A 4,354-nucleotide genomic window follows, 5' to 3' on the forward strand; every position below is an offset into this window, starting at 1 on the left:
ATATAAAAGATAAAAACATGTTTTTCTGCTTCTCTTGCTTGAATTTTCTGCTCCTCTTGGACCATTGCCAACCTACCCCAGCCACCCTTCCAGCCTTTTCACCGCCGTCACGATATCCGCTTCGCTTCCCGCATAGGAGAAGCGCACGAAGCGGTTTCCGCCCACGGGGTCGAAATCGAGGCCGGGCGTGATGGCGAGGCCCGCCTCGCGCAGGGCGCGACGCGCGAAATCCATGGAATCGTTGGAATATCGCGCGATGTCGCAATAGGCGTAGAACGCCCCGTCCATCGGCAGGGGCGGCAGGCCGAGGCGCGGCAAGGCCTCCAGCAGGATCGCGCGGTTTTTCGCATAGCCCGCCTTGATCGCTTCGAGTTCCTCGGTGGCCTGGAAAGCGGCCACCGCTGCGATCTGGCTGAGATAGGGCACGGAAATCGAGAGGTTCTGCTGCAGGCATTCGATCGGGCGGATGAGCCGCTCCGGCACCACCAGCCAGCCCACGCGCCAGCCGGTCATGCAATAATATTTCGAGAACGAGTTCACGATCACCGCGTCATCGGAATGGCGAAGCGCGGTGGCTTCCTCCCCCTCGTAAGTCAGGCCGTGATAGATCTCGTCCGAGACAAGCCAGATCCCGAGTTCGGCGCAGGCCTCCGCGATTTTCCTCACCTCGGAAGCGGGCGTGAGAACGCCCGTGGGGTTGGCCGGGCTCATCAGCAGCACGGCATCGAGCGGCTTCTCGGCATGCGCGGCGCGGATCGCCGCCGCAGAAAGCGCGTAGCGGCTCTGCGGACCGGTCTCGATCGGCACCGATTCGATGCCGAGCGCGTCGAGAATGTTTCGATAGGCCGGGTAGCCCGGATTGGGAATGCCGATCCGCCCGCCATGATCGAGCATCGCGAGGAAGCCCAGCACAAAACCGCCCGAAGAACCGGTGGTCACGATCACGCGGGCGGGATCAACCGTCACGCCATATTTCGTGGCGTAGTTCCGCGCGATCGCCTCGCGAAGCGAGGGGATGCCGAGGGCTTCCGTGTAGCTCACGCGACCGCCCGAGAGCGCCGCGATCGCCGCCTCCCGCACCGGGCGCGGTGGCGCGGCACCAGGCTCGCCCACTTCGCAATGCACGATTTCCGCGCCGGCCCGCGCGAGCGTCTTGGCCTCGCGCATCACATCCATCGCGATGAACGAGGCGATGTTCGAACGGCGGGATGCGGCAGGCGCAAGAAAAGGCGGTCGAGACATGAAAAATCCCTCGAAAAAAGGCCGCCCTCCCTTGATCGCGCCTCACGCGATTGTCAAATGGCGTGAGGCGCCCTGAATTGACCGCATTGGCGTGCTGCACTAGTCCGATCAGAGTCCTTGTTGCCTCGGCCGAGCCGCGATGCGCCTTTTCACCCGTCTTTCCCTGCTGAGCCCTCGTGCACGGCCGCTGGTGGCCGGATTGGCGGCCCTGGCGCTGCTCGCGCAGAGCCTTGCGCCCGCCTTCGCGCAATCATCGAACCGCCCGCGCATGAGCTTCATCCGCGATGCGGAAATCGAGCAATTGATGCGCGAATATCTCGATCCGCTTCTGGGGGCCGCGGGTCTGCGCAAGGGCTTCATCCGCGTCGTGCTGGTGGCGGATCGCTCCTTCAACGCCTTCGTGGCGGATGGCCGGCGCGTCTTCGTGAATATCGGCGCCATCATGGAATCGACGACGCCGAACCAGATCATCGGCGTGCTGGCGCATGAGACAGGGCATATTGCCGGCGGGCATCTCGCGCGCCTGCGGCAGGAACTCGGCAATGCGCAGGCCATCGCGATCATCGGCACCATTCTGGGCGGCGCGGCCCTCATCGGGGGGACGCGCAGCGGGCAGGTCGGCAGCGATGGCTATGGTGCGGCGGGTGCGCTGATGGGCGGCTCGGAACTCGCGCGCCGCTATCTCCTGGCCTACCAGCGCACGGAGGAAGCCGCGGCCGATCGCGCCGCCTTGAAATTTCTCGACGCGACGGGCCAATCGGCCAAGGGTATGCTCGAGACCTTCGAGCGCATGGCGAACGAGCAGCTCTTCGCGGCCACGCGCATGGATCGCTACCTTCAGAGCCACCCGATGGCGGCGGATCGCGTGGCTTTCCTGCGGGAGATCGCGCCGCAGAGCCCGCATTTCAACCAGAAGGACCCGCCCGCCCGGCAATTGCGGCACGACATGGTCCGCGCGAAGCTCTATGGCTTCACGGGCACGGCAAGCGAGATCGCGCGGCGCTATCCGGCCTATGACAATTCGATGCCCGCGCGCTATGCCCGGGCCATCATCGAATACCGCACCGGGCGGCTCGACAATGCGATCCGGCAGATTGATGCGCTTATCCAGGCGCAACCGGGCAATGCCTTTTTCTGGGAACTCAAGGGCCAGGCACTGCTGGAAGGGGGCCGGCCGAACGAGGCGATCGCCCCTCTGCGCAAGGCCGTATCCCTCGCGCCGGGGCAGGCGCTGATCCGCACGATGCTCGGACATGCGCTGGTCGCAACCGACAATCCGCGCTTCATGGACGAGGCGATCCGCGAGCTGGCCAACGCCACGGGCCGCGACCCGGACAATTACGAAGGCTTCCGCTACCTCGCGCAGGCTTATGGCCGGAAGGGCGACGAGGGCAATGCGGCGCTCGCCGCGGCCCGGGCCGCCCTCATTGCCGGGCAGGGCGAGGAAGCCCGCCGGCTCGCGCGGCGCGCGATGGGGCTGCTGCCGCCGGGCACGCCGGGCCATCGTCTCGCGACCGACATCTTCGAACAGAAACCCGAACGCAACTCCTGATGGGCGAGGCTCACGCCCTCCCGCCACCTTCCGACAACAAAGGACACGCCTCATGGCTTCCCTCCTCCCCCGCCTCGCGGCCGCGAGCCTCGCTCTCGCGCTCCTCGCCGCCCCGGCCCTCGCCCAGCAGATTGGCCCGGCGAAAGCCTTCACGCGGGAGGAGATCGAGGCGATCATCCGCGAATACATCGTGAAGAACCCGGAGATCCTGCAGGAAGCGGCCGTGGAGCTGGAGCGCCGGCAGGCGGAAGCGCAGGCGGCCTCCATCCGGCAGGTGACGGCGGACCCGAAAAGCCCGCTCTATTCCTCGCCGCATGACATGGTGGTCGGCAACCCGAACGGGGATGTCACGCTCGTCGAGTTCTTCGATTACAATTGCGGCTTCTGCAAGCGCGGCCTCAACGACATCAGGCAGCTCGTCGAGACCGACAAGAATCTCCGCGTCATCCTGAAGGACCTGCCGATCCTCTCCGAAGGCTCGAAGGAAGCTGCCGCCATCGCCTACGCGCTGAAAAAGCAGGCGACGCCCGAAACCTACTGGAAATTCCATCTCGCGCTGATGGGCCAGCAGGGCCGCATCGGCCGCGCCGAGGCGCTGGGGGTCGCAAAGGATGTTGGCGCGGACATGAAGCGCCTCGAGGCGGATCTTGCGAAGCCCGGCTTCGAGGATGCGGTGGAAGAGACGAAGATGATCGCCGGCGCGCTCGGAATCAACGGCACGCCGTCTTACGTCGTGGCCGAGGATATCGTGGTGGGCGCGCGCGGCTACGAGGCGCTTGCGACGCGCATCGCCAATTACCGCAAGTGCCGACGCGCGGACTGCTGATCACTCCGTGACAGCCTTTTCGGGGGATTAAGGCGCCGCATCGCAACGCCGGCTTTGCATTTCGCTCCGGAAGCGACTAGACACCGCGCCACGGATTGCGGGCCCGCGTGGATTTCGAACCGCATGTCTCGAGGAGTGTCACGCCGCGCCATGCGCCAGATCCACGTTCTCAACGGGCCGAACCTCAATCTGCTCGGCCGCCGCGAACCCGCCATTTATGGTGCCGCCACGCTGGCCGATGTCGAGGCAGAGATGCGCGCATTGGGAGAGAAACTTGGCGTCGCCATCACCTGCCGGCAATCGAACCACGAAGGCGAGCTTGTCACCTGGATTCAGGAGGCGGGCCTTTCGGGCGCCGATGTCATCCTCAATGCCGGAGCCTACACGCATACCTCCGTGGCCCTGCGCGATGCCATCAAGGGCTCGGGTGCCCGGGTGATCGAGGTGCATATCTCAAATGTGCATGCGCGGGAGGAATTCCGCCATCATTCCTGCATTTCGCCGGTTGTTGCGGGCATCATCGTGGGCTTCGGCATTGCGGGCTACCGCCTCGCCGTCCAGGCCCTGCTCGAGATGAAGCCCAACAGCTGAACCGGCGCCAAGCGAGTGTTCCGTTCATGAAGGTCAAACTGCCCATGTCCAAAGACATGTCGAACAAGAACCAGCCCATCGATCCCGATTTCGTCCGCGAGATCGCGGCGCTGATTTCACAAACCGATCTCACGGAGATCGAG

General features: G+C 65.0%; 4 protein-coding genes. 3 read left to right on the forward strand and 1 reads right to left on the reverse strand.

Annotation, left to right across the window (positions count from 1 at the left end; genetic code table 11):
• Positions 1-72 precede the first annotated feature (72 nt).
• Positions 73-1,242: a pyridoxal phosphate-dependent aminotransferase gene (locus tag ACKODO_RS13285; RefSeq protein WP_408983915.1), complete on the reverse strand. Its 1,170-nt coding sequence runs from the start codon at positions 1,240-1,242 to the stop codon at positions 73-75.
• Between the two features lie 139 nt (positions 1,243-1,381).
• On the opposite strand from ACKODO_RS13285, the gene ACKODO_RS13290 reads away from it, so the two are divergent.
• The 3 genes from ACKODO_RS13290 (at position 1,382) to aroQ (ending at position 4,211) form a co-directional block, all read left to right on the forward strand.
• Entirely contained in the window at positions 1,382-2,794 is a 1,413-nt protein-coding gene (locus tag ACKODO_RS13290) for a M48 family metalloprotease (protein WP_408983916.1), read from the forward strand.
• Between the two features lie 52 nt (positions 2,795-2,846).
• Complete coding sequence (locus ACKODO_RS13295; protein WP_408983917.1) at positions 2,847-3,620, forward strand: DsbA family protein; 774 nt, start codon at positions 2,847-2,849, stop codon at positions 3,618-3,620.
• A 150-nt stretch (positions 3,621-3,770) separates the two neighbouring features.
• Complete coding sequence (gene aroQ, locus ACKODO_RS13300) at positions 3,771-4,211, forward strand: type II 3-dehydroquinate dehydratase (RefSeq protein WP_408983918.1); 441 nt, start codon at positions 3,771-3,773, stop codon at positions 4,209-4,211.
• The last annotated feature ends 143 nt before the right edge of the window (positions 4,212-4,354 follow it).

It is taken from the genome of Rhabdaerophilum sp. (assembly GCF_046092605.1).
Taxonomy (GTDB): domain Bacteria; phylum Pseudomonadota; class Alphaproteobacteria; order Rhizobiales; family Beijerinckiaceae; genus Rhabdaerophilum.

Excerpts from the sequence above, each read along its gene's own strand:
- ACKODO_RS13285 (WP_408983915.1), bottom strand. The coding sequence starts at position 1,242 with ATGTCTCGACCGCCTTTTCTTGCGCCTGCCGCATCCCGCCGTTCGAAC.
- ACKODO_RS13290 (WP_408983916.1), top strand. The coding sequence starts at position 1,382 with ATGCGCCTTTTCACCCGTCTTTCCCTGCTGAGCCCTCGTGCACGGCCG.
- ACKODO_RS13295 (WP_408983917.1), top strand. The coding sequence starts at position 2,847 with ATGGCTTCCCTCCTCCCCCGCCTCGCGGCCGCGAGCCTCGCTCTCGCG.
- aroQ (WP_408983918.1), top strand. The coding sequence starts at position 3,771 with ATGCGCCAGATCCACGTTCTCAACGGGCCGAACCTCAATCTGCTCGGC.